This is a genomic window from Sphingomonas sp. BK481 (assembly GCF_014194875.1).
In the GTDB taxonomy this organism is placed as follows: domain Bacteria; phylum Pseudomonadota; class Alphaproteobacteria; order Sphingomonadales; family Sphingomonadaceae; genus Sphingomonas; species Sphingomonas aerolata.
Window position 1 is genome coordinate 780278 of the sequence record NZ_JACIAP010000001.1, and the last position, 24165, is coordinate 804442.

Sequence of the window (24165 nt, forward strand, 5' to 3'; positions counted from 1 at the left end):
ATGATGCCGCCCCAGCTGGGACGGGCAGGGACTGCGGCCCAATGACCTAGTCCGAGCGACCGCTGCCGGCGCGTCTGGGACGTATTCGGCTCCAAGGATGCCAGAGGCGCCGGGTGCCGCGCGATCGCGCGGGCAGGGGCTTAGCTAGGCGAGCAGGCCCCCTTATACAGTCCAAGACGGCCAACCCGACCGTACGGCCGATCTCCGGTCACGCAATGCTCAACGTCATGCGAACCTGCAGCGAGCCGATCGCGAACAGTCGCGAAAGATCGCGGCCGCGCGGCGGGCGCATATCATCCAATTGGGAGATAAGCTGTCGGAAGACAGATCAGACCATGTCGAACAGACATGACTCCGCCGCAGTGAAAAACGTTTGTTTTCTGCGGTGGAGAATGGTGGACGCACTTGGGCTCGAACCAAGGACCCGCTGATTAAGAGTCAGCTGCTCTACCAACTGAGCTATGCGTCCATTCCGGGGCGGTTTTGAGTGGCGCCCTGGTGTGGCGCCCCGCTGCTGGAGGCGCGCTGTTAGCAGACTCATCGGGGGCCGCAACCCCCTTTCGTCCAAATTGCTGTCTTTTTCTGCTTACCAGCGGGTCGTCTTGCGATTTTCCCGGTCGATCGACATCAATATCCCCAGGCACAGCAGCACGGTCATCTGCGACGACCCGCCATAGCTGAACAGCGGCAGCGGGATGCCCACCACGGGGGCGAGGCCCATCACCATCATCAGGTTGATCGCGACATAGAAGAAGATCGTCGTGGCGAGCCCGGCGGCGGCCAGCCGCGCGAACCGCGACTGCGCGCGCTGGCCGACCTCGATCCCCCAGCGGATCACCAGCAGGAAGGCGAGGATCAGCAGGCAGCCGCCGACCAGCCCCCATTCCTCCGCCATCGTCGCGAAGACGAAGTCGGTATGCCCCTCGGGGAGATAGTCGAGATGGCTCTGCGTGCCGTTGAGGAACCCCTTGCCCCACAGGCCGCCCGATCCGATCGCGATCTTCGACTGGCTGATATGATAGCCGGTGCCCAGCGGATCGCTTTCGGGATCGAGGAAGATCAGGATGCGGTTGCGCTGATAATCGTGCAGCGCGAAGTTGATCGCGAGCGGGATCGCGACCGACGCGGCGACTGCGCCGCCGACGAACAGCCTCAGCGGAATGCCCGCCAGGAACATCACCGTCGCGCCACCCGCGCAGATCATCAGCGCGGTGCCCAGATCGGGCTGTTTCATCACGATCGCCGCGGGGATGCCGATCAGCACCGCGGCGGGCCAGACGGCCGCGAACCGCCGCGTCTCGTTGGGCGGCAGCATGTCGTAGAAGCGCGCACAGGCGAGCACGATCGCCGGCTTCATCAGTTCGGACGGCTGCAGCCGGATGAAGCCGAGGTCGAGCCAGCGCTGGCTGCCCCCGCGCACCGCACCCAGCAGTTCGACCAGCACCAGTGCGAGGACGAGCGCACCATAGGTCGGCCACGCCGCCGCCTTCCAGACGCGCTCGGGGATGCGCGAGAGCACGACCGAGCCGGCCAGGAGGATGAAGAAGCGGATGCCCTGCGGCAGCGTCCAGGGGCGTAGCGAGCCGCCCGCTGCCGAATAGAGCACGACCAGCCCGAAGGTCCCGATCGCCGTGACCAGCAGCAAGGTCCGCCAGGGCAGGGTGGCAAGCTGTTCGGGGATGATCCGCGATGTCATTGGCCGCGCTCCGTGGTTCCGTCTTCCGCGACCCCGCCGCCCGCGGTCGCCAGATCCGCCTGGGTCCGGTTGGCGACGTCGGTGGCGTTCTCGACCGCCGGGGCGTCGCTCGGCACGGTCGCGTCGGTCTTGGTCGCGATCGCGGCGGGCGGGGCGCTCTGCGCCGCGCGATAGCTCGCCGCGGTCGCCGCCATCCGCGTCTTAATGTCGCCGCCCCAGGTCGGTTCGACCTCGGCAAGCGACTTCAGCGCCCGCTCGCGGTCGAGCATGTAGGTCATGATGTCGCGCCCGATCATCGGCGTGTCGAGGTTGCGCACCGTATGCCCATTATGCTCGAGCACCACGGCGAGCGCGTAGCGCGGGTTGTCCGCGGGCGCGAAGCCGATGAACAGCGCATGGTCGCGCAGCTTGAACGGCAGCTGGCCGTTCTTGAGCACGCCCGACCGCCGCTCCGCCATGGTGATGCGGCGGACCTGCGCGGTGCCGGTCTTGCCCGCGATCGCGACGCCCGGGATCAGCAGCTTGGCCGCGCCGCCGGTGCCGCCCTGGTTGATCACGCCGAACATCGCCTCGCGCACCCGCGCCAGATTTTCCGAATCGATCGCCAGCGCGGGCGCGTCGCGGTGGACCTGGCTGGCGAGGATGCTCGGCTGCAGGTCGCGGCCCGACGCGATCCGCGCCGCCATTACCGCCAGCTGGAGCGGGTTGGCGAGCACATAGCCCTGGCCGATCGACGCGTTGAGCGAATCCGCGACCGTCCAGGGCCGCTTGTACTTGGTGAGCTTCCAGTCGGGGTCGGGCATCGTCCCGAACCGCTGCGTCGAAAAGGGCAGGTCGAACTTCTGCCCCATGCCCAGCGTCCGCGCGATCGGCGCGATCGCGGCATAGCCGACCCGTCGCGCCATCTCGTAGAAATAGATGTCGCAGCTCTGCATGATCGCGTTCTTGAGGTCGAGCGGCCCGTGCCCGCCGCGCTTGTGGCAATGGAACACGCTCGTCCCCAGCCGCATCGCGCCCGAACAATTGACCCGCGCGTCGGCCGGGACGCCGGCATGGAGCAGCGCCAGCCCGTTCATCGGCTTGACCGTCGAGCCCGGCGGATACAGCCCCTGCGTGACCTTGTTCATCAGCGGCACGTGATCGTCGTCGCTCAGCATCTGCCATTCGAGATGGCTGATCCCGTCCGAAAAGCTGTTGGGGTCGTAGGCGGGCATCGACACCATCGCGAGCATCTCGCCGGTGCGACAGTCGATGACGACCACCGAGCCCGAATTGGTGCCCAGCCGGCGCGCGGCATATTCCTGCAGCCCCGCGTCGATCGTCAGCCGCGCGGTCTTGCCCGGCACGTCGGGCTTGGTCGCGAGCTCGGCGACCAGCTTGCCGCGCGCGGTGACCTCGACCCGCTTCGCGCCCGCCTCGCCGCGCAGCGCGGGTTCGAGCATCTTCTCGAGCCCGTCCTTGCCGAGCTTGAAGCCGGGGGTGACGAGCAGCGGATCGCGCGTCTTCTTGTACTGTTCGGCATTGGGCACGCCGACATAGCCGGTCAGATGCGCGACCGCGGCGCCCGCGGGATAGTTGCGCGCAAAGCCGCGCGTCGGCGCGACGCCGGGCAGCTCGGGAAGCCGCACGCTGACCGCGGCGAACCGCTCCCAGTCGAGATTTTCCGCAACCTGGACGGGCTGGAACCCGGCGGCATGGTCGAGGTCGATCGCGATCCGCTCGATCTCCTCGGGCGGCAGCTGGAGGATGCGGCCGAGCAGCGGCAGCACGCGCTCCTTGTCGCGCAGCCGGTCGGGGATGATGTCGACGCGGAAATCGGTGCGGTTGTTCGCGATCGGCACGCCGTGGCGGTCGACGATCCAGCCGCGCCGCGGCGGCAACAGCGTCATGTTCACGCGGTTGCTCTCGGACAGCATCGTGTAGCGTTCGTTCTGCGCGATCGACAGCCATGCCATCCGCCCGGCCAGCATCAGCCCGACGCCACCCTGCACCGCGCCCAGCATCCAGGCACGACGCGAGAAACTATAGGCTTGCGACATCTCGGTCACGACACGCGGCGGCCGTCTCATTCGGAAACCCGCCTCATTCCTGGACCCTGCGTCGTTCGATCGTCGCGACGATCCGCGCCGCCAGCGGGAAGAGCATCATGGTGATCACGATCTGCGCCAATAGCACGGTGTCGACATGCGTGCCGACCCGTACGCCCAGAAATCGCCCGCCGATCACGCAGCACGCGATCCCGCCGCTCGCGATCAGCCAGTCCTGCCAGAAATCGCGGTACACCAGCCGCTGCTCGATCATGTCGATCGCCACGAACGCGAGCGACCAGAGCAGCACCGCGCTGCCCAGCGGCTGTCCGCTGAGCAGGTCGTCGAACAGCCCGAGCGGCGCCGCCGCCCAGGGGCGCAGCGCGTAACGGGCGAGCAGCCGCCATGCGAGCAGCATGACGAACCCGAACGGCGGCAGGATCGGGATCGTCGCGATCAGCGGCACGATCGTCATCAGCGATCCCGCCATGACGGTCAGCCACGGGATCGCCCGCGCCCGGCCGCCTGCGACCTTCGGTTCGAATGGCTTATAGTCGACGCTGTTGCGGGTGGTCACGGCTGGTCGATCATTTGGGGGAAGACGGGATAGGGTGGTTTGGCAGTCACTTGGCGCTATTGTCGGAGGGCGCAAGGGCGCGCGGCGGCGGCACCGGCATGAAGCCGGGCTCGACCACCGCGAAATCGAAGGTGTCGGGATTGGCGAAGGTCCGCGCCATCACCGAATCCGCCCCCGCGGTCATCACCCGCGCGACCGGGATGCCGGGCGAATACAGCCCGCCGACGCCCGACGTGACGAACAGGTCGCCCGCATTGAACTTGACGTTGGTCGCGTTGACCGACCGGACGTCGAGCATGCCGTCGCCGCGCCCGACCGCGATCGCGGGCAGGCCGTCGCGCGTCCGGCGGATCGGCACGATGCTGTCGCCGTCGGTCAGCAGCATCACCCGCGCCGCATTGGGGCCGGTCTCGACGACGCGCCCGACCAGCCCGTCGGGGCCGCGCACCGCCATGCCCGGCCGCACCCCGCTCCAGCGGCCCGCGTTGAGCAGCGCAAAGCGGCGCCCGCTCGACGCGCTCGAACTCACCAGTCGCGCGGTGACGACCGGTTCGGCGATCCGGTCGCGGACCTTCAGCAGCGACCGCAGCCGGCGATTGTCATAGGCGATCGTCCGCGCACGCATCAGCAGCGCGCGCGTCTGGTCGCGCTCGCGGCGCAGCGCGACATTTTCCTGGCGGACGAAGAAATAGGTTCCGATCGCCTCGGGCACCGCGGCGACCCCGCCCACGACCCAGGCGAGACCCGACGAGACCGGTGCGGTGAGGCCCGCCACGCCCATGCGTGCGCCGGCAAAGGCGGGCGGGTTGAAGGTCGAGACGACGAGCAACGCTGCGCCCACCACCGCACCGGCGATGGCGAGCACATAGCCTACGAACACCCCATATTGACGCCGTCGGGAAAACCCCGTCCGGCGGTCGCGGGCTGGCGCCATGCGCCTGTCCCCTCGTTCTCGGGCATCGCCGGGTCCGGGGCCCTATCCCCGCGACTCGGTCGATGCGATTTCCACTGACCCGTTTCCCACCTACACGCTTCTCAGCCGCTCATCAGCACGCCGCGGAACAGCGGGTCCTCGAGCGCGCGACCGGTGCCCAGCGCGACGCAGGTCAGCGGGTCCTCGGCGACCGTCACCGGCAGCCCGGTCTCGTCGCGCAGCACCTCGTCCAGCCCCTGCAGCAGCGCGCCGCCGCCGGTCAGGACGATGCCCTGGTCGACGATGTCCGCGGCCAGCTCGGGCGCGGTGTTCTCCAGCGCGACGCGAACGCCCTCGACGATCGTCGCGACGGGCTCGCTCAGCGCCTCGGCGATCTGGCCCTGGTTGATCTGGATTTCCTTGGGCACGCCGTTGACCAGGTCGCGACCCTTGATGTGGATGATCGTGCCGATGCCGTCGACCGGCGGCTTGGCGATGCCGACCTCCTGCTTGATCCGCTCGGCGGTCGCTTCGCCGATCAGCAGATTGTGGTTGCGGCGGACATAGCTGACGATCGCCTCGTCCATCTTGTCGCCGCCGACGCGGACCGACGTCGTATAGGCCAGACCGCGCAAGCTCAGCACCGCGACCTCGGTCGTGCCGCCGCCGATGTCGACGACCATGCTGCCGATCGGCTCGGTCACGGGCATGTCAGCACCGATCGCGGCCGCCATCGGCTCCTCGATCAGCCACACCGTGCTCGCGCCCGCGTTCGACGCGGCGTCGCGGATCGCGCGGCGCTCGACCTTGGTCGACCCCGACGGCACGCAGATCACGATTTCGGGCCAGCGGGCGAAGCGGCGCGGGCCGTGCACCTTCTGGATGAAATATTTGATCATCTGCTCGGCGACGTCGATGTCCGCGATCACGCCGTCGCGCAGCGGGCGGATCGCCTCGATATTGCCCGGGGTCTTGCCCATCATCAGCTTCGCGTCGTCACCGACCGCCTTTACGCGCTTGATGCCGTTGATCGTCTCGACCGCGACCACCGACGGCTCGTTCAGGACGATGCCGCGGCCACGGACATAGACAACCGTGTTCGCGGTGCCGAGGTCGATCGCCATGTCGTGCGACATGAACTTGAAGAAACGCGAGTAGAAGGCCATTCAATCAGGGTCCCGTAATCCTGGCCGCCGGACGGGCGGCATTTCGCACATCATCTCGCGGGCCCCGCCGGTGTTTTCGAGCACCGGGTGCCTAATAAGCGGGCGTTTGCGGGTCGCGGGATGCCGTCGCTTGGTCTAGACGCAAACCCATGTCAATACGGCGTCTCCCCGAGCATCTCGTCAATCGTATCGCCGCCGGTGAAGTGGTGGAAAGACCCGCCAGCGCGTTGAAGGAGTTAGTCGAGAACGCCATCGACGCGGGCGCCGGACGCATCGCGATTCTCCTCGTCGAAGGCGGCACATCGCGCATCGAAGTCGCCGACGACGGATGCGGCATGACGCCCGCCGACATGATGCTCGCGCTCGAACGGCACGCGACCTCGAAGATGCCCGACGAGATCATCGAATCGGTCGTGACGCTCGGCTTTCGCGGCGAGGCGCTGCCCTCGATCGCCAGCGTCGCACGGCTGACGATCGAGAGCCGGGTGAGGGGGGCCGAAGGCTGGTCGCGGATCGTCGACAATGGCCGGGTCGAGCGCGAGGGGCCCGCCGCGCTGCCCCCCGGCACGCGCGTCGTGGTCGAGGATCTGTTCGCGCGCGTCCCCGCCCGCCGCAAGTTCCTCCGCTCGCCGCGCGCCGAATATGCCGCCTGTCTCGACGTCGTCCGCCGGCTGGCGATGGCGCGACCCGATATCGGCTTCACGATCGAGCATGACGGCCGCCGCACGCTGGCGGCGACGCAGGTCGAGGACCGGCCGGGCCGGGTCGCGACGCTCACCGATCGCGCGCTCGCCGACAATGCGGTCACGATCGATCTCGAACGGCCGGTCGACTCGGGCATGCTCGTGCTCGGCGGGGTCGCCAGCCTGCCGACCTACAATCGCGGCATTGCCGATCACCAGTATCTGTTCGTCAACGGCCGGCCGGTTAAGGACCGGCTGCTGATGGGCGCGATCCGCGGCGCCTATGCCGAGATGCTCCCGCGCGACCGGCACGCGGTCGTCGCGCTGTTCCTCGACGTCCCCACCGACCAGGTCGACGTCAACGTCCACCCCGCCAAGACCGAGGTCCGCTTCCGCGACCCGGCAATGGTCCGCGGCCTGATCGTCTCGGGCCTGCGCCGCGCCCTCGACGCCGCCGGCCACCGCAGCCAGCGCGCATCCGAGTCCGCCCTGTCGATGTGGCAGCCAGAAAACTCCTCTCCCCCCGGGGGAGAGGAAGGGGCCCGCCCGCAAAGCGGGTGGGAAGGTGAGGGCACGCCCCAAAGGCTACCGCTGGAATCCCGCAGCTACGCCAGCGTCAACGACACCCGCCCCACCTTCTTCGCCGCGCCCCCACAGGCAAGAGCCGAACCCGCCTGGGCACCCCCGCCGCAAACCTCATCCTTCCCGATGGGCGTCGCGCGCGGCCAGGTCGCCAAGACCTATATCGTCGCCGAGGCAGAGGACGGTCTCGTCCTCGTCGACCAGCATGCCGCGCATGAACGCCTCGTCCTCGAACGGATGCGCGCCGCGCTCGCCGGCGGCACGGTCGCGAGCCAGGCGCTGCTGATCCCCGAGGTCGTCGAACTCGACGAACCCGCCTGCGACCGGCTCGAGGCGCGCGCCGCCGAACTGTCAGACTTCGGGCTCGACCTCGAACGCTTCGGCGCGCGCGCGATGCTGGTCCGCGCGACACCCGCGCTGCTCGGCCAGAGCGATCCCAGGGGCCTCGTCACCGACCTCGCCGACGAACTCGCCGCGTTCGACGAGGCGCTGTCGCTGAAGGAACGGCTCGACGCGGTCGCGGGCACCATGGCCTGCCACGGCTCGGTCCGCGCCGGCCGCATCCTCTCGGTCCCCGAGATGAACGCGCTGCTGCGCGAAATGGAGATCACCCCCCATTCGGGCCAATGCAACCACGGCCGCCCCACCTGGGTAAAACTCGCGCACGGCGACATCGAGAAACTGTTCGGCCGCAAGTAAACCGTGCGGCGTGGGGGTGGGCGCCGTCTCCCGCAGCCCCCCACACTCCCGTTCGTGATTATCGTAAATACAAGAGCTTTGACCAACGATGGTGTTCGACAGGCACTGCTCACGGTACCCCCCCCCAGCAGAACCGCCTGCCGAACGCATCGGCATGTAATAAAGCAGGCTGCTCAGGACTATTATTAAGTTTGATCCGAGGATCGACAATTAACTATTGATACTACGATTTATGGAAAATACGCCTTTCAGGTGTACTTCAAGGCTTATGCGACATGGATAAAGCGCATAATGCATAACATAGGTTATGTTTTAGGGTCGAATTCTTTGTGCTCCTGCATATTTTGATTCGACGAGATACTTCAACACTTTCGTGGCAGGAGTGCTATCTACTGCGAGCGTCGTCCATGGCCATTGCCAACGTTGTTCGCAACAGGTTACCTTGGCAGGTGGATTAAGCTGACACTTACACCTTCGCACAATTGCAGACATTCGAAGCTTAGCGGGGTTGGAAGCAAAGGAGCGTTCATGCCCGGCAAAACATCTGGCAATTACCGTGACGCGTATGCTTCCGCTCGCGGCATCGCTGCTGTCTGGCACTCTATTGGGTCGAGCGGCAATGCTCGCGTTAGTTTCGCCGATGGCGATGGACGGTGGACAGTCCGTCGGCGCGTGGGCGCTGGTATTGTTCTTGCTCGCTCAGCCTGTCATGCTCGTCGCTGCTGTGACGGCGGGCTTTCTCTGCTATCGCCGATTGACGAAATGGCGCTTCGTCACTGCGCTCGCACTGCCGGCTTTGCACCTTCTCGGCATGAGGATTCTCATGCTCGCTTTGTAGGCTGAAAGTCGAGTTTCCACCAAGTTGAGCCGTTGACACCGGCTGCCCGGTGCCCGGTGCCCGGTGCCCGGCGATAACGCCCTTACATCCGCGTCGCGTCACAAAAAAAAAGCCCCCACCGTCAGGTGAGGGCTCGTGACGTCAGGCGAAGTCTTACTTCTCGCCATTGTCCTTGACGCCCACGGTGGGCACGTCGACCGTTTCGGTCTCGGTCTTGACCTTGGGGACCTCGACTTCGGTCTTTTTCGTGCCGACGACGACTGCCTTCGAGTCGAGATCGACATTCGGCATGTCACCGCCCTTGACGGAGACCTCCGGAAGCGAACCTTCCTTCACGTTGGCGCTCCAGAACCCGGTCGCAAAGAGGACACCGACGATGGCCGCAATGACGACAAGGACGATGACGATCGTCTTGCCTGCGCCGCTCTTCTGACGAATTGGCTCGCCGCCCCGATAATCTGACATTTAACTCTCCCTGTACTTACAACAGGTTCGAACACTCTCGACGCAGTCTTGTTCCGTTTGCGTCATGACGTCGAAAATGCCGGCGCCTCGCACGCGGATCTTAACGCGTCTTGAGCGCGACGCGACGGACGGACGTCGCTGGCTCCCGCACCAAAAAAAGGGGGCCCGTCGCGAACGACGAGCCCCCCCGATACGCCCCGGTTCGATCAGAACCGCACGGTCGCCCCGACCGCGAGGTTGCGGCCCAGCGCGTCGTAGCGCGCGGGGATCGTGTTGCTGCGCGCCAGGCTGATGTCATAGGAATTCGCCAGGATCGGCGGCGTCTTGTCGAGCAGGTTGTTCGCGATCAGCCGGAGCGAGAAATCGCGCGACACGGCGAAGGTCAGCGCCAGGTCGAAATAATTCACCGGCGCGATCCTGTAGAAGGTCGTCCGCGCGCGGTCGGGCGTGCCGCCGATCGCCGGATCGCCCGAATTGTCCGCACTCGTCAGCGACCCGACATAGCGCCAGTTGAACGAGGTGCTGAAGATGCCGTCGCTCGTCGTATAGGTCGTCCGCAGCCCGTGCGACCATTTCGGCAGCAGCTGGCCGCAGCCATTGCCATAATAGCCCGCACAATTGCGCTTGGGCTGGAGCGGCGAATCCTGCCCGCCGGCAAAGGTGGTCAGCGACCCGTTGAAGTTCCAGTCGATCTTGCCGACCCCGCCCAGACCCAGCGTATACTGGCTCTGGAAGTCCCAGCCGCGCGCGATCGAGAAATAATAATTGGTCGTGCCCGCGCGGATGAAGCCGCTGGTCGGGTTGTTCGCGGCGGCGGCGTAGAGGATGCCGGTGCCGGGCTGACGGACGATCCCCGAGCAGAAGAACGGATCGCCGTTCGAACGCTGGCAGCCATCGGTGTAATAGCTGTCGTCGTTATAGCCGAGCGAGTTGTTGATCTTGATCCGGTAGCGATCGACCGAGAAGACCAGCCCGCGCAGGAAGCTCGGCTTCACGACCAGGCCATAGGTCTGGGTATAGGCGGTTTCCGGATCCGCGGTGAACCCGCCCGATCGCACCGTGCACTGGTCGTTCGGGCACAGCAGGGTCGCGCTGCCATAGAGTGCGTCGGACAGCCCGGTCGCCGCACACACCTCGCGCGAGGCGATCGGCGTGGTCGTGGTGATCGTGCGGCCGGGATTGGCGGGATCCGCGATCTGGCGCGGCACGGGGGCGCAGAAGTCGTTCTGCGATCCGCCCTGCCGGCTATAGTTGATCGCGGTCGCCTGACGGATCTCGAAAACAGTCGGCGCGCGCTGCGCCTTGTTGAACGATGCGCGGAACGTCAGGTCGCTGACCGGGGCATAGGTGCCCTCGAGCTTCCATGTGTTGAAGGTCTTGGGATTGCTGCTGTATTTCGACACACGATAGCCGCCCGTGACCTGCAGCAGATGCGCGAAGCGGCGCTCCTCGATCAGCGGCGCCTGGACCTCGATGTTCGATTCCCACACGTCCTGGCTCAGGTTGAAATCTTCGCCGCCATTCTGCTCGCGGTAGATCGCATCGGCGGACGAGGCATAGCTGTCCTTGCGATATTCGCCGCCCAGCGCGATCGCGACGCCCTGGTTCGCAAAGGGCGAGGTGATCCCGTATTTGCCGAGGTCGCCGGTCACCGACGACACGATGTCCCACAATTTGGCGACGCCGGTCGAGGTGCCGCTGCGCGCGGTGAAGAGGTAATCGGCGAGCGGTCCGCCGAGCGTCCCTGCGCTGAACGCGTTGAACGGGACACAGGCCGGGTCGACCCCCGACACGGTCGCCGCGCAGGTCGGCGTGCCGTTGACGCTGACGACGTTGAGCGAGCGGTTCACCCGGTCGAAATCGGCGAAATTGCCGAAGGTGATGTCCTGCTGGTTGCGCGAGAACACGCCGCCCAGATCATAGGTCCACGCCTCGCCGACGGTGCCGCGGATCCCCGCGGTCGCGCGGATCCCCTTGTTCAGATAGACGTCGGGCGAGAAGGGCAGGTCGTTGAAGCGATAGCGCACGTCGAGCGGCGCGAGCGCCGACGTCCCCGCCTGCGCACCGCAGATCGTGCTGGCCTGCGACGTCGACAGGAACGGGTTGTTGCAGTTCACCTGGTACGGCGTGTCGCCATAGGCGGTGTAGCTGTAGACGCGCGTCGGATAGGGGTTCACCGACCTGTCGCGGAACCAGATCCCCGAACCATAGAGCTCGAGCTCGGGCGCGATCTTCGCGCTGACGAAGCCGCCGGCGGTATAGCGTTCGAATTCGCGCTGGTAGGAATAGCCGTCATAGGGGTTGGCCGCGTTGCCCGCGCCTGCGCCGTAGGGCACGAACGTCCGCGTGCCGGCGGGATCGTTGACATAGCCGACGCCGCTGTTCGCCCCGCTGCGCGGCGAGATATAGCCGCTCGGCGAATAGGTCGACAGCGAGCAGGACAGCGGGCCGTCCTTGCCGGTCTGGACCAGCTGGCAAGCCGAGCTCGACCGCGCGTCATAGGGGACGTCATTGGCCTGGCGGTAATTGACGAAGCCCGACACGCGCAGCGCGCCGTCGAACAGCTTGGTGCCCGCGGTCAGCGTGACGTCGGACCGGCCGCCGTCATTGGTCAGCCCGCGCGGCGCCTCGAACGCGTTCGCGCGCGCCAGCGGCGACACGATCGTGTCCTTGTTCTCGTGATTGTAGAAGCTGTAATTGCCGTCGAGCTGGATCCCCTCGAAATCCTTCTTCAGGATGAAGTTCACCACGCCCGCGACCGCGTCCGATCCATAGACCGACGACGCGCCGCCGGTCAGCACGTCGACGCGTTCGAGCAGCGAGGGCGGGATGATGCCGACGTCCTGGCCGTTCTGCGTGCCCAGCCGCTTGCCGTCGACGAGCACCAGCGTCCGCTCGAAGCCGAGGCTGCGCAGCTTGATCCGCTGGCGGCCGTCCGAATCCTGATAGGTCTGCTGGCTGTCGGGCGACACCTGCGGCAGGCGGTTGAGCACGTCCTCGACGGTGATCGCCGCCTGTGCGCGGATGTCCTGCGCGGTGACCGAGGTGATCGGCGCGGCCGATGTCATGTTGGGCCGCTGGATCCGCGATCCGGTGACGACGATCAGGTCGTCGGACACGGTCTTGGCCGTCTCGCCCGCGGCGAACGCGGTCTGCGCATCGGCCTCGACCTTGGCCTGGGCCGGCGTCGCCGGGCTGTCCGTCGCGGTCTGCGCCACAGCGGGGATCGCCGTCAGCAACAGCGATCCGGCAAGTGCAATATAGGACGTGGTGTGTCTGAAGTTCATGAAGGCCCCCTTGTCCGGCTGCGCGATCGCGCTTGGTCCGGTTCCGGAGACATGAATTCTCCATTCTGACTTATATGACAATACCCAAATATGACCTCTTCATACGAATGTTGCGAGCATGTTCAGAATAGGCACTATTTCGGTTATCGAGAGCCATCGCCATTCACCGTGGCGCCGCACATTGGCAGGCCGCCCGCCGACGAATCGTCGCGGGTGGCACTTCGGCGGATTGTGCGAGGGCCGTACCACTACCGGTACGGCGGACAGGCTAGCGTTTGGCGTTCCGCTCGCACGCAAAGGACCGGCGCAGCGCGTCGCGGACCACGAAGATCGGCGCGGCCTTCGCCTTCTTGCCCTTGGTGCGCAGATATTTGCGCGTCGTCGCCACCGCGTCGATCGTCGAGCCCTTGGTCGCCGACGGGCAGATCTCGCGCGCCATCGACAGCGTGTCGAACGCGCCGAGGATATAGCCCGTGCAGAAGCTCGGCGCGGGGTCCGCATCCTTGCCGCGGCACTGCGCGATCAGGTCCTCGGTGGTCAGCGCGCTCACCACCACGGGGCGGTCGGCGCGAGCGGGGGTGCGGGCAGGAGTGGGGGCGGGGGCGGCGGCCACCGCAGCGAGCCAGAGCAGGATCATGTCGGTTCGCTTTCCGCGCCAGGGGTCGCCGCGACCGGCGTCGGCTTCAGATAGGGCAGCAGCCGCGCCCGCGGAAACACGTCGTCGAGCGTGCGGCTCTCGGGCAGGATATACACCACGCCGCCCTTGCGGCGGAACAGCGGGCTCAGCTGGCCGGTATAGAATTTGCTGCCGACATTGATGCAGCCAAAGCTGATCCGGTTGTCCTCCGGGCTCGGCGACACCAGCCGCTCGACCCGGCGTTCCTTCTTGTGGGTCGTGATCACCGCATGGATCGCGACCGAATTGGCATAGTCGACCCACAGCACAGACTGGCGTCCGAACGCGCGCCCGAACTTCGTGACGAACCGGCCCGCGGGCGTGGTCCGCTCGGCGGGGCCGATCTCGGCCAGATCCTTCGCGCCGACGCCCGGTGACGAATCGTCCCCGATCCCGACGCCGAGCAGCACCGGCGTCTGCCCGACATATGCGCCCTTCGCATCGAACAGCAGCAGCGACGCCGCCTGCTTGTCGATCACCGCATAGGGCAGGCCGGCATTGTCCTTCGCCGCCGAGACCCAGGCGACGATCTGGTCCGCGGCCGGCGACAGCAGCGGCAGCGCGAGCGGCACGACCGGGGCAGCCACCGCTACCCCGCGCCGCGGCTTCGCGCGCGTCTTGCCAGCGGCCTTGCCACCAGACTTCGCGGCGACCTTGGCGCCGGCAGCGGCCGCCAGCGGCACCGGCGCGGCGACGAGCGCCAGCGCCAGGCCGGCAAGCGCCGCCGCCCGGTACCGTCCCGATAACGGCCCTCTCACGCGCAAGATCCTCTCACGATGGCGATCCTGCGCGGCGAAAGCCGTCCCGGGTATTGGCATGGAGCAGGGTCAGGCTCAGCCGCGCGGCTTGCGCTGGCGCTGCTGCATCTGCTGCTGCATCTTCTGCTCCATGCCGTCGACGCGACCGTTGATCTGGTCGATCCTCTGGCCGTTCTGCTGCGCCTGGCCGGCTGCGGCCTGGGCCTGGGTCAGCGCCTCGCCCGACGTGCCCTCGACGGTCCGCAGGCGGCCGTCCATGCCGTCGATGCGCGTGTTGACGGTCGCGATCTGCTCGCGGACAAAGCCCTTGGTGGCGCAACCGCCCAGCCCGATCGACCCGATCAGCAGGAGGGCAACCGTCGGATATTTCTGGAGACTCGTACGCATTTTCTTAACCTTTCCAAAAACTGGAACCTGCACTCAGCGATCACAATCGCGCGCTGACAATCGATTTTGGCCAGAATGTGCGTCTTCTGCGGTGGAGCAGGGGGCGGGGTGAATGCCGCCGGTTCGCCGCGCCGCGCGGTTCATCTGCCCGCAACCTTTCGCTGGCCTTGGGCATTATCGCCGCGTCCCTTTTCATAGAGTTCGCCGGCCATGAAACAGATCCTCCCCGTCATCTTCGCGCTCGTCCCCCTCGCCGCGATGGCCGGCGCTTGCGTCACCTGCCCCTGAACCGCTGGCGTTCCTGCCGCAGACATGAAAAAGGCCCGCCCGGATCGCTCCGGACGGGCCTTTTTCGTGTCGGCCAGGAAAGGCGAGGGGGTTAGCCCTGTGCCTCTTCCTCCTGGTCGCGCGGGGCTTCGGCGGTCGCGCCGGGCTCTGCGTTCGGATCGTAATCCTCGACGAAGCCAGCCTCGTCACGCTCGAACATCGACGACATGACGTCGACGCCCTGAGCCTGCATCTCGGCTTCTTCCGGCGACCGGGCGACGTTGACCTTGACGGACACCGACACCTCGGGGTGGAGTGCAACCTTGACGGTGTACACGCCGATCGCCTTGATCGGCTTGTCGAGCACGATCGCCGACTTGCCGACCTTGTGACCATCGGCCACCAGCGCATCGACCAGATCGCGAACCGCGACCGAGCCGTAGAGCTGACCGGTGTTCGACGCCTGACGGATCAGGGTCACGCTCGCGTCGGTGAAGGTCTTCGCTTCGGTCTCGGCATCGGCACGGCGCGATGCGTTGTCCGACTCGATCCGCGCACGGTTCGCTTCGAAAACCTTGCGGTTGGCTTCGTTCGAACGAAGCGCCTTCTTGTTCGGGAGAAGGAAGTTACGGGCATAGCCGTCCTTGACCTTCACCACGTCGCCGATGGCGCCGAGCTTTTCGACGCGCTCAAGCAGAATGACGTCCATGGGGGCGCTCCTTACTTAACGATGTAGGGCAGCAGGCCCAGATGACGCGCACGCTTGATGGCCTGGGCCAGTTCGCGCTGCTTCTTTGCGGCCACCGAAGTGATACGCGACGGGACGATCTTGCCACGCTCGGACACGAAGCCCTGCAGCAACCGGACGTCCTTATAGTCAATCCGGGGAGCGTCTTTGGCAGAGAACGGGCAGCTCTTGCGGCGGCGGAAGAATGGACGTGCCATGATTATTCAGCTCCCTCTTCGCGGTCACGACGGGGACCACGGTCCGGACGATCGCCGCGGTCGGGACGGCCTTCACGGCCACCTTCGCGGTCGCCACGACGCTCACGGTCGCGGTCCGACTTGCGCATCATCACGGTCGGGCCCTCTTCGAGCGTGTCGACCTTGACCGTCATGTAACGGATGATGTCTTCGTTGATCTGCGTCTGGCGCTCCAGCTCTGCGATCACGTTGCCCGGGGCATCGATCTCGAGCATCACATAGTGCGCCTTGCGGTTCTTGGCGATCTTGTACGCCAGCGAACGCAGGCCCCAGTTCTCGGTCTTTACGACCCGACCTTCGTTGTCGTTCACGATCTTGGTGGCGATTTCCGCCAGAGCGTCCACCTGCGCCTGTGCCAGATCCTGGCGCGCAAGGAACACGTGCTCGTAAAGAGCCATGTCTTGTCCTTCGTCTTGGCCGATCGCTGATACACGCCCCATGCGTGCACCCCTCCGGCTGTCGTCTAGAATGCAAACCGGGGCAAGAGACGCGAATCCCTCACCCCGGTTGCGATGGCCCTTACCCGATTGGCGGGGAAAGGCAAGGTGTCCGTCCGTCTTCCCAACCCCTTCCGTCATCCGCTCCCTCCTCCGTCATCCTGACGAAAGTCAGGATCCAGAGTAACGGAGCGCCGCCCTGTCTGACCCTGGATCCTGACTTTCGTCAGGATGACGGGGTATATCGAGGACGGCGCTCATCTCAGGATGAAGATGTAATGGAGGCCCGGACCTTACCGGAACGCGCCACCCCGCACCTGGACCACATTGCCACGGCCGTTGACCAGCAGCGCGTCACGACCCGAACGGACCCACTGGCTGCCACGCGGCGGGGCGGCGAGGCGATAGTTGCGGTAGGTCGTGATCACCCGGTAGTTCTGCGCATAGCGGCGGTCGAACCGCTGGCCGGTGCGGAAATTGCGATACTGGTTCGGGCGGACGGTGGTCCGCTTGGTGACGACGGTGCGGCCATTGTTGTTCTGGCGCACGGTGGTCACTTCGCGGCGCTGCTGCGCCTCGGCCGGAGCGGCGGCCAGCAGCGGGCTGGCGACGAGGGTGGCGGCAAGCGCGCTGAGGATGAACTTCTTCATGATACTCTCCCGTTGAAACACGGCGCCGATGCTGCGGCGTCCTCCATAATCTGGGGGCCGCTTGTCGCAGGCGCTTGTCGCCGGGGTCGCGAATTGGTCGCATTTTGTCGCAAGCCCGGCGGGTTCGTTCAGGTTCGCGCGGTTGCAACTCGGGCCACACCTTTCTAGTCCGCCCGCTTCAAAGAGGAGAGGTCATGCGCGCGTTCATCTTCCCCGGCCAGGGGAGCCAGTCTGTCGGCATGGGCAAGGCGCTCGCCGATGCCAGCGCCACCGCGCGCGAGGTCTTCGCCGAAGTCGACGAGGCGCTCGGCCAGAATCTGTTCCGGCTGATGAGCGAGGGGCCGGCCGACGACCTCCTCCTCACCGAGAATGCGCAGCCCGCGATCATGGCGAACGCGATCGCCACGCTGCGCGTCGCCGAGAAGGAGGGCGGTCTGCGCCTCGCCGACAAGGCCGATTATGTCGCAGGGCACAGCCTCGGCGAATATACCGCGCTCTGCGCCGCGGGCGCGCTCGACCTGTCGACCACCGCGCGGCTGCTGAAGCTGCGCGGCCGGGCGATGCAGGCGGCGGTGCCGGTGGGCGAGGGCGCGATGGCCGCACTGCTCGGCACCGACCTCGAAAAGGCGCAGCTGATCGCGGGCGCCGCGGTCGATTCGATCCTCGCCGAGGGCGGGGCCGAGCTGGTCTGCACCGTCGCCAACGACAATGACCCGTCGCAGGTCGTGATCTCGGGCCACCGCCTCGCGATCGAGAAGGCGATCGGCCTCGCCAAGGATCTCGGTGCCAAGCGCGCGGTCCTGCTCCCGGTCTCCGCGCCGTTCCACTGCCCGCTGATGCAGCCCGCCGCCGAGGCGATGGAAGCCGCCCTCCTCGACGCCGACCTCCGCGCGCCGCTCGTCCCCGTCTTCGCCAATGTCGACGCGGTCGCCGTCGCCAACCCCGGCGCGATCCGCCACCTGCTCGTCCAGCAGGTCACCGGCATGGTCCGCTGGCGCGAATCGGTCTTGGCGATGCACGCGGCGGGCGTCGGCCACTTCGTCGAATTCGGCGGCAAGGTCCTCGCCCCCATGGTAAAACGCACCGCCCCCGACGCCGAAACCACCAGCGTCATCACGATGGACGACATCGAGGCGTTGATTAAGCTACTGTAGATTTCGCGCAGAGGCGCAGAGGACGCAGAGCCCATGAAAGATATCGATGTGGTCAGCGGCGATGTCCTGGATGTCGCTCTGCGACTGCATCGTGATCTTGGGCCGGGCCTGCTCGAAAGCGTCTACGAAGCGGTGCTTGCCGGTCGGCTGGCGACGATGGGCTATCCTGTGGTTCGCCAGCGGCCGATCGACATCGCGTTCGAAGGCTTGCACTTCGAGGCCGCATTTCGGATCGATCTTCTTGTTGACGACCGCTTGGTCGTCGAGATCAAATCGGTCGAGCGCCTTCTCCCCGTGCACGCAAAGCAACTGCTGACCTATCTCAGATTGACCAGACAGCCCGTCGGGCTGCTCATCAACTTCGGCGGCGCTACCCTGAAAGAGGGCGTCCGCCGCCTCGTCAACAACCACCGCCCCTCTGCGTCCTCCGCGTCTCTGCGCGAACCAATCTAGAATCGGAGTTAGAATGTTCGACCTCACAGGCATGACCGCCCTCGTCACCGGCGCATCGGGCGGGATCGGGTCCGAGATCGCCCGGGCCCTCGCCGCACAGGGCGCGCGCCTCGCCATATCCGGCTCCAACGCCGCCAAGCTCGACGCCTTCCTCGCCACCCTCGGCGGCGATCATGTCGCGCTGCCGTGCGACCTGTCCGACCCCGCCGCGGTCGACGCGCTCGTCCCCCAGGCGGTCGAAAAGCTCGGCAAGATCGACATCCTCGTCAACAATGCCGGCGTCACCCGCGACAATCTCGCGATGCGGATGAAGGACGACGAGTGGGACAGCGTCATCCGCGTCAACCTCGAGGCTGCGTTCCGCCTGATGCGCGCCGCCGCCAAGCCGATGATGAAGGCGCGCTTCGGCCGGATGATCTCGGTCACCTCGATCGTCGGCGTCACCGGCAATCCCGGCCAGGCCAATTACGCCGCGTCGAAGGCGGGGCTGATCGGCATGTCGAAATCGATGGCGCAGGAGCTCGCCAGCCGCGGCATCACCGTCAACTGCGTCGCCCCCGGCTTCATCACCTCGCCGATGACCGACGCGCTTCCCGACGCACAGAAGACCGCGCTGACGACGAAGATTCCGGCCGGCCGGCTGGGCGAGGGCGCGGACATCGGCGCGGCGATCGTCTATCTCGCCAGCCGCGAGGCGGGCTATGTCACCGGGCAGACGCTGCACGTGAATGGCGGGATGGCGATGATCTGACGTCACGGATCCGCGGCATGAGCCGGGCTAACGCCCGGTTTTCGCGCGTAATCGCGCAAAGCGACCCGGCAAGGCGATGAACTGACCCTTGCCACGAAACGGACCCCGTTCTACGGGCGTTCAGGAACTGGTAAAAACCCCCAAAGATAGAGGGAACGAACATGAGCGAGACCGCAGACCGCGTGAAGAAGATCGTCGTCGAGCATCTCGGCGTCGAAGCCGACAAGGTGACCGAAGATGCGAGCTTCATCGACGATCTGGGTGCCGACAGCCTCGACATCGTCGAGCTGGTCATGGCGTTCGAAGAAGAATTCGGCGTCGAGATCCCTGACGACGCGGCCGAGAAGATCGCGACCGTCAAGGACGCGATCACCTATATCGACGAGCACAAGGCCTGATCAGGGCTTGAGGTCCGATCCGTCGGGCTTGCCCTGGTGGCTATGATCTGAGCGGCTCCCCGTCCTTGGGCTAAGAGGGCGGGGAGCCGTTTCGTTTTGGAAGCATGTGGAGTTTGAGGTCATGCGGCGTGTCGTCGTAACCGGGCTAGGCCTGGTCACCCCCCTGGGGGCCGATGTTGAAACGGCTTGGGCGAACATTCTCGCCGGCAAGTCGGGGGCGGGCCCGATCACCCGGTTCGATGCGTCGGACCAGGTCTGTCGCATCGCCTGCGAGGTGAAGCCCGCAGACCATGAATATGGCTTCGATCCCGCCAAGCGCGTCGACCACAAGGTCCAGCGCCAGGTCGATCCCTTCATCATCTACGGCATCGACGCCGCGGGCCAGGCGCTCGAAGACGCCGGCCTGACCGAGATGACGGTCGAGGAAAGCTGGCGTGCGGGCGTGTCGATCGGCTCGGGCATCGGCGGCCTGCCGGGCATCGAGAGCGAATCGATCGTCCTCCACACCAAGGGGCCGCGCCGCGTCTCGCCGCACTTCGTCCACGGCCGCCTGATCAACCTGATCTCGGGTCAGGTCTCGATCAAATATGGTCTGCGCGGACCCAACCACGCGGTCGTCACCGCCTGCTCGACCGGCGCGCATGCGATCGGCGACGCCGCGCGGATGATCGCGATGGACGATGCCGACGTGATGCTCGCGGGCGGCGCGGAGGGCACCGTCTGCCCGCTCGGCATCGCCGGCTTCGCCCAGGCGCGCGCGCTGTCGACCAACTTCAACGATTCGCCCGAAAAGGCCTCGCGTCCCTATGACAAGGACCGCGACGGCTTCGTGATGGGCGAGGGCGCGGGCGTGCTCGTGCTCGAGGAATATGAACACGCCAAGGCGCGCGGCGCGAAGATCTATGCCGAGGTGATCGGCTATGGCCTGTCGGGCGACGCGTACCATGTCACCGCACCGCATCCCGAAGGCGACGGCGCGTTCCGTTCGATGCAGATGGCGATCAAGAAGTCGGGCCTCAAGCTCGAGGACATCGACTACATCAACGCGCACGGCACCTCGACGCCGATGGGCGACGAGCTCGAACTCGGCGCGGTCCGCCGGCTGTTCGGCGATGCGATCTCGGGCCTGTCGATGTCGTCGACCAAGTCGGCGATCGGCCATCTGCTCGGCGGCGCGGGCGCGGTCGAGAGCATCTTCTGCATCCTCGCGCTGCGCGACCAGATCGTGCCGCCGACGCTCAACCTCGACAATCCGAGCGACAGCTGCATCGGCGTCGACCTCGTGCCGCACGTCGCCAAGAAGCGCGAAGTCCGCGCGGTGCTGAACAACTCGTTCGGCTTCGGCGGCACCAACGCCTCGCTGGTGATGACGCTGGTAAAGTAACCGCTGTGCCCCGGCGAAGGCCGGGGTCCAGTTGGAATGGTCTATCGATAGAAGCGAGCCGTTCGCCCAACTGGGCCCCGGCCTCCGCCGGGGAACGTTAATGCGCAAGGTCGGCTGTTTCGGAGTGATCCTCGCCCTCGTGGCGATCGTCGCGCTGTTCCTCGTCGTCCAGGGCTGGGGCGGCGCCGGCCCGGCCGCGCGCACGCTCACCGTCCAGGTCGCGCAAGGGTCGAGCCTCGCCGCCGCCGCGACCGAGCTCGAAAAGGCCGGCGCGATCCGCTCCGCCAGCCGCTTCCGCCTCTACGCCCGCATCTTCGGCTCGGGCGATCCGATCAAGGCGGGCGAATACCGCATCCCCGCGCAGGCCAGCCCGTCCGACATCCTGAAACTGATGCAGGGCGGCAAGGTCGTCCAGCGGCTCGTCGCGGTCCCCGAAGGCTATCCCTCGGTCCTCGTCCACGACGCGCTGATGAAGGCCGACGGCCTGACCGGCACCGTGCCCGTCCCCGCCGAAGGCTCGATCCTGCCCGACAGCTATGCGTTCGAACGCGGCGACACGCGCGCCACGGTCGTCGCGCAGATGCAGTCGGCGATGACGGCGTACCTTGCCAAGGCCTGGGCGGCGCGCAAGCCGGGCATCGCGGTGGCGACCCCCGAACAGGCGATCATCCTCGCCTCGATCGTCGAGAAGGAAACCGGCAAGCCGTCCGAGCGTCGCATGGTCGCCGCGGTTTACGGCAACCGTCTGCGCGTCGGCATGCCGCTCCAGGCGGATCCGACCGTCATCTACCCGATCACCAAGGGCCGCCCGCTCGGCCGTCGCATCCTGCGCTCCGAACTGCAGGCGAAGAACGGCTACAACACTTATGCCAGCCCTGGCCTGCCGCTCGGCCCGATCGCCAATCCCAGCCGCGCCTCGATCGACGCGGTGCTCGACCCGGCGCAGACCAAGGCGCTGTATTTCGTCGCGGACGGCACCGGCGGCCATGTGTTCGCCGACACGCTCGACCAGCACAACGCCAACGTCCGCAAATGGTACGCAATCCGCAAGGCCCGCGGCGAGATGTAATCGCCCCTTCGGCGCCTGACAGCATGGCGCCGGGTCGCTCAGCCACCCCGTTCGTCCCGAGTAGCTGCTGAGCGAAGTCGAAGCGGCGTATCGAGGGACAATTGGCGCACGGGCCCCCTCCGTCGATACCCCCTCTTCGGATAAGCGGTGCTTCGATACGAGCCCTCGATACGCCCCATCGGGGCTACTCGGTCTCTACTCGGCACGAACGGGAAGGGGGGGACGTGGGCACCAGTGCCGCACGTCCGATCCTTACCCCCGCAGCGCGTTGGCCGCGCGCGCCTTCATCTCGATCTCGGCCATCGTGCCGCCGGTCACCCAGCTCCCGCCGACGCACAGCACCGGCTTGAACGCGAGCCACTCGGGCGCGCTGGCCTCGGTGATCCCGCCGGTCGGGCAGAACCGCGCCTGGTAGAACGGCGCCGCCAGCGCCTTCAGCGCCTTCAGCCCACCGCTCGCCTCCGCCGGGAAGAACTTGAAATGCGTGAGGCCGAGGTCGAGCCCGGTCATGATGTCCGCCGCATTGGCGATGCCGGGCAGGAACGGCACACCGCTCTCGATGATCGGCGTCGCGAGCCGCTCGGTCAGGCCCGGCGAGACGATGAACTCGGCGCCCGCGTCCATCACCTCGGCAAACTGGCGCGTGTTGACGACGGTGCCCGCACCGACGATCGCGCCCTCGACCTTCTTCATCTCGGCGATCGCCTCGAGCGCGGCGCCGGTGCGCAGCGTCACCTCGAGCACCCGCAGCCCGCCCGCGACCAGTGCCTCGGCGAGCGGACGGGCCAGCGCCGCGTCCTCGATCACCAGCACCGGGATGACGGCGCTGGTCTGCATGATGTCTGCGATGGTTGCGGTCATTGCGTGTGTTCCTGTGCGAAGGCAGCCGCGGCGCCGAACAGGCCGGGCTGGGGATGGGTGATCAGCTTGACGGGCATCGCCGCCATCATCGTCTGGAACCGGCCCTTGGCGACGAAGCGCTGGTCGAAGCCCGAGCGGACCAGGCGGTCCTTGATCCGGAAGCCGAGCCCGCCCGCGATCACCACCGCCTTGGCACCCTGCGCGAGCGCGAGATCGCCCGCCACCGCGCCGAGCGCGAGGCAGAAGCGGTCGAGCGCTGCGAGCGCGATCGAATCGGTGCCGTCGATCGCCTCGGTCCAGATCGTCCGGTCGTCGCGGCTGGGTACCGAACGCCCCTCCATCTCGGCCAGCGTCTCGTAGATCGCGACGATCCCCGGCCCGGCGACGACGCGCTCGGCGGAGACCCGCGTAAAGGTCTTGCGCAGCCGCTTGAGCAGCGCATCCTCGATCCCGTCGAGCGGCGCAAAGTCCATGTGACCGCCCTCGGTCTCCAGCACCTGGTACCGGTCGCGGTGCCGCAGCAGCTGCGCGACGCCCAGGCCGGTGCCCGGCCCGCAGATCGTCGTGATCCCCTCGGACGGCAGCGGCGTGTCGGGGCCGCACAGATGGATGAAGTCGCTGTCGGGAACCTGCGCGACGGCATGGCCGACCGCGCCGAAATCATTGACGACGACCCACTGGTCCGCGTTCAGCCGCTCGGTGATCAACGACTTGCGGATGATCCACGGATTGTTGGTCAGCCGGATCACGTCGTTGGCGACCGGCGACGCGACCGCGATGCCCAGCGCGCGGGGCAGGGGCCGTCCCAGCCCCGCCTCGAACGCCTGATAGGCGGTCTGCAGCGACGCGTGGTCGGCGGTCTTCATCGTCACCGGCTCGCCCAGCTTGACGACGCGGCCATTCTCGACCTCGGCAATCGCAAAGCGCGCATGCGTCCCGCCGATATCTGCCGCTACGATTTCCATTGGTCTCTCCCGATCCTTGATCTCTTATCGCCGTTCGT

The 24165-nt window shown here is 66.6% G+C and carries 24 protein-coding genes and 1 tRNA gene; 8 read left to right on the forward strand and 17 right to left on the reverse strand.

The window, feature by feature from the left end:
• Positions 1–393: 393 nt before the first annotated feature.
• The 6 genes from FHY04_RS03690 to FHY04_RS03715 all read right to left on the reverse strand — a co-directional run bounded on the left by FHY04_RS03690 (position 394) and on the right by FHY04_RS03715 (position 6379).
• Positions 394–469, reverse strand: a tRNA-Lys gene (locus FHY04_RS03690).
• Positions 470–586: 117 nt separating this feature from the next.
• A complete protein-coding gene (gene rodA, locus FHY04_RS03695; RefSeq protein ID WP_031392826.1) occupies positions 587–1696 on the reverse strand; it encodes a rod shape-determining protein RodA in 1110 nt (369 codons plus the stop codon).
• Positions 1693–3765 carry a penicillin-binding protein 2 gene (gene mrdA, locus FHY04_RS03700; protein WP_183935397.1) on the reverse strand — a complete coding sequence of 691 codons (2073 nt, stop codon included), beginning with the start codon at positions 3763–3765 and terminating at the stop codon, positions 1693–1695. Before mrdA ends, rodA begins: the two co-directional genes overlap by 4 nt.
• Positions 3766–3778: 13 nt before the next feature.
• A complete protein-coding gene (mreD, locus tag FHY04_RS03705; RefSeq protein ID WP_031440173.1) occupies positions 3779–4300 on the reverse strand; it encodes a rod shape-determining protein MreD in 522 nt (173 codons plus the stop codon).
• A gap of 46 nt (positions 4301–4346) precedes the next feature.
• On the reverse strand, positions 4347–5234 hold the full coding sequence (gene mreC / locus FHY04_RS03710; RefSeq protein WP_159512646.1) for a rod shape-determining protein MreC: 888 nt from the start codon (positions 5232–5234) through the stop codon (positions 4347–4349).
• Positions 5235–5335: 101 nt separating this feature from the next.
• A complete protein-coding gene (locus FHY04_RS03715) occupies positions 5336–6379 on the reverse strand; it encodes a rod shape-determining protein (protein WP_031439534.1) in 1044 nt (347 codons plus the stop codon).
• Between the two features lie 149 nt (positions 6380–6528).
• Between FHY04_RS03715 and mutL the strand changes: the two genes are divergently transcribed.
• Together mutL and FHY04_RS03725 are read left to right on the forward strand one after the other, a co-directional pair.
• On the forward strand, positions 6529–8343 hold the full coding sequence (gene mutL, locus FHY04_RS03720) for a DNA mismatch repair endonuclease MutL (protein ID WP_183935398.1): 1815 nt from the start codon (positions 6529–6531) through the stop codon (positions 8341–8343).
• A 556-nt stretch (positions 8344–8899) separates the two neighbouring features.
• Entirely contained in the window at positions 8900–9181 is a 282-nt protein-coding gene (locus FHY04_RS03725) for a hypothetical protein (protein WP_183935399.1), read from the forward strand.
• 153 nt (positions 9182–9334) lie between these two features.
• On the opposite strand, the gene FHY04_RS03730 is transcribed toward FHY04_RS03725, so the two are convergent.
• The 9 genes from FHY04_RS03730 to FHY04_RS03770 form a co-directional block, all read right to left on the reverse strand.
• Positions 9335–9646 (reverse strand): hypothetical protein, encoded by a 312-nt coding sequence (locus tag FHY04_RS03730; protein WP_031440198.1) that lies wholly within the window; start codon positions 9644–9646, stop codon positions 9335–9337.
• 206 nt (positions 9647–9852) lie between these two features.
• Positions 9853–12933, reverse strand: a complete 3081-nt coding sequence (locus FHY04_RS03735) for a TonB-dependent receptor domain-containing protein (RefSeq protein ID WP_183935400.1) — start codon at positions 12931–12933, stop codon at positions 9853–9855.
• Positions 12934–13201: 268 nt separating this feature from the next.
• The gene (locus tag FHY04_RS03740; RefSeq protein WP_183935401.1) at positions 13202–13570 is read right to left on the reverse strand and encodes a Rap1a/Tai family immunity protein; all 369 of its coding nucleotides are present in this window, start codon (positions 13568–13570) and stop codon (positions 13202–13204) included.
• Positions 13567–14367 (reverse strand): hypothetical protein, encoded by an 801-nt coding sequence (locus FHY04_RS03745; RefSeq protein WP_183935402.1) that lies wholly within the window; start codon positions 14365–14367, stop codon positions 13567–13569. Before FHY04_RS03745 ends, FHY04_RS03740 begins: the two co-directional genes overlap by 4 nt.
• 75 nt (positions 14368–14442) lie before the next feature.
• Positions 14443–14754, reverse strand: a complete 312-nt coding sequence (locus FHY04_RS03750; protein WP_031393980.1) for a hypothetical protein — start codon at positions 14752–14754, stop codon at positions 14443–14445.
• A gap of 379 nt (positions 14755–15133) precedes the next feature.
• Complete coding sequence (gene rplI, locus FHY04_RS03755; RefSeq protein ID WP_031440825.1) at positions 15134–15730, reverse strand: 50S ribosomal protein L9; 597 nt, start codon at positions 15728–15730, stop codon at positions 15134–15136.
• A gap of 11 nt (positions 15731–15741) precedes the next feature.
• Positions 15742–15966: a 30S ribosomal protein S18 gene (rpsR, locus tag FHY04_RS03760; protein WP_031393978.1), complete on the reverse strand. Its 225-nt coding sequence runs from the start codon at positions 15964–15966 to the stop codon at positions 15742–15744.
• Between the two features lie 2 nt (positions 15967–15968).
• The gene (gene rpsF, locus FHY04_RS03765; protein WP_031393977.1) at positions 15969–16403 is read right to left on the reverse strand and encodes a 30S ribosomal protein S6; all 435 of its coding nucleotides are present in this window, start codon (positions 16401–16403) and stop codon (positions 15969–15971) included.
• 332 nt (positions 16404–16735) lie between these two features.
• Positions 16736–17092: an RcnB family protein gene (locus FHY04_RS03770; RefSeq protein ID WP_031393976.1), complete on the reverse strand. Its 357-nt coding sequence runs from the start codon at positions 17090–17092 to the stop codon at positions 16736–16738.
• A 194-nt stretch (positions 17093–17286) separates the two neighbouring features.
• On the opposite strand from FHY04_RS03770, the gene fabD reads away from it, so the two are divergent.
• From fabD to mltG, 6 genes are all read left to right on the forward strand, one after another.
• Positions 17287–18246: an ACP S-malonyltransferase gene (fabD, locus tag FHY04_RS03775; protein WP_183935403.1), complete on the forward strand. Its 960-nt coding sequence runs from the start codon at positions 17287–17289 to the stop codon at positions 18244–18246.
• Between the two features lie 33 nt (positions 18247–18279).
• Positions 18280–18699 (forward strand): GxxExxY protein, encoded by a 420-nt coding sequence (locus FHY04_RS03780; RefSeq protein WP_183935404.1) that lies wholly within the window; start codon positions 18280–18282, stop codon positions 18697–18699.
• A gap of 13 nt (positions 18700–18712) precedes the next feature.
• The gene (gene fabG / locus FHY04_RS03785; RefSeq protein WP_031440821.1) at positions 18713–19450 is read left to right on the forward strand and encodes a 3-oxoacyl-[acyl-carrier-protein] reductase; all 738 of its coding nucleotides are present in this window, start codon (positions 18713–18715) and stop codon (positions 19448–19450) included.
• A gap of 161 nt (positions 19451–19611) precedes the next feature.
• Positions 19612–19848 carry an acyl carrier protein gene (locus tag FHY04_RS03790; RefSeq protein WP_031393971.1) on the forward strand — a complete coding sequence of 79 codons (237 nt, stop codon included), beginning with the start codon at positions 19612–19614 and terminating at the stop codon, positions 19846–19848.
• A 121-nt stretch (positions 19849–19969) separates the two neighbouring features.
• Positions 19970–21232: a beta-ketoacyl-ACP synthase II gene (gene fabF / locus FHY04_RS03795; protein ID WP_031440820.1), complete on the forward strand. Its 1263-nt coding sequence runs from the start codon at positions 19970–19972 to the stop codon at positions 21230–21232.
• 100 nt (positions 21233–21332) lie between these two features.
• Positions 21333–22301, forward strand: coding sequence for an endolytic transglycosylase MltG (mltG, locus tag FHY04_RS03800; protein WP_183935405.1), 969 nt, complete (start codon positions 21333–21335; stop codon positions 22299–22301).
• Positions 22302–22553: 252 nt separating this feature from the next.
• On the opposite strand, the gene eda is transcribed toward mltG, so the two are convergent.
• Together eda and glk are read right to left on the reverse strand one after the other, a co-directional pair.
• Positions 22554–23162, reverse strand: a complete 609-nt coding sequence (gene eda, locus FHY04_RS03805; protein WP_031440818.1) for a bifunctional 4-hydroxy-2-oxoglutarate aldolase/2-dehydro-3-deoxy-phosphogluconate aldolase — start codon at positions 23160–23162, stop codon at positions 22554–22556.
• On the reverse strand, positions 23159–24127 hold the full coding sequence (glk, locus tag FHY04_RS03810) for a glucokinase (RefSeq protein WP_031396123.1): 969 nt from the start codon (positions 24125–24127) through the stop codon (positions 23159–23161). The genes eda and glk overlap by 4 nt, the downstream gene beginning before the upstream one ends.
• Between the last annotated feature and the right edge of the window lie 38 nt (positions 24128–24165).